Origin of the sequence: Acinetobacter sp. ATCC 27244 (assembly GCF_000156555.1) — a bacterium.
Taxonomy (GTDB): domain Bacteria; phylum Pseudomonadota; class Gammaproteobacteria; order Pseudomonadales; family Moraxellaceae; genus Acinetobacter; species Acinetobacter haemolyticus.
Window position 1 is genome coordinate 1 of record NZ_GG665988.1, and the last position, 998, is coordinate 998.

The 998-nt window shown below is 43.4% G+C and carries 1 pseudogene and 1 other annotated feature; the pseudogene reads left to right on the forward strand.

The features are described 5' to 3' along the window. Positions 1-49: 49 nt before the first annotated feature. A pseudogene (locus tag HMPREF0023_RS15905) lies at positions 50-998 on the forward strand (IS3 family transposase); the annotation flags it as partial. Continuing rightward, positions 325-441, forward strand: a sequence feature (AL1L pseudoknot). Its footprint overlaps the pseudogene before it by 117 nt.

Consider the following 998-nt stretch of genomic DNA (forward strand, 5'->3'; position numbering starts at 1 on the left):
GAACCGTACCGGGTTTGTCGGAGACCACTTTTCTTGAGAGAATGTCCCGATGAAAAAAGTAAAATACACCCCTGAAATCAGAGATAGAGCGGTTCAATTATTGATTGAATCCGAAAAAGATTATCCTTCTACTTGGGCTGCAATCACAGCAATTGCTCCCAAGATTGGCTGTACTCCTGAAACACTACGTTCCTGGCATCAGAAGCATTTGAATCAACAGAATCCAATTAAAGTACAGCAGCTTTCAGACCAAGAACGCATTAAACAACTTGAACGCGAAAATAAAGAACTGCAGCGAGCCAATGAAATTCTACGTAAAGCAGCTGCTTTTTTCGCCCAGGCGGAGCTCGACCGCCCACACAAATAATGGTGGATTTCATTCATAACCATAAAGACCTATACGGTGTTGAGGCGATTTGTAGAATTCTACCAATCGCAACTTCAACCTATTATCGAACTTTAGATCTTGCGGACAATCCAGAACATCGAGCGAAAAGAGATCTACATGACCTGCATCATGCTGAACAAATTAAACGAATTTGGCAGGAAAGTTCAGGTCGGTATGGTGTACGTAAAGTCTGGCAAAAACTGAAACGGGAAGGTTATATTGTTGCGCGCTGTACAGTTGCTCGATTGATGCAACAGCTAGGAATACAAGGTGTTTGGCGTGGTAAGAACAAACAAACGACACGTAGCAGAGATGATCAAAAACGAGCAGCCGACTTGGTGAAACGGAATTTTAGTGCTGATCATCCAGATCAGCTGTGGGTCGCAGACTTCACATATATTCAAACCCATTCAGGCTGGGTGTATACCGCCTTTATGATTGATGTTTTCTCACGGGCAATTGTTGGCTGGAAAGTATCAACACGGATGAATACAGACATGGTCCTTGATGCACTGGAACAAGCGTTACATGCTCGCGGTATGCCAAAGAATGTAATTCATCATTCCGACAGAGGCGTGCAATACCTTTCTATTCGTTACACCCATCGTTT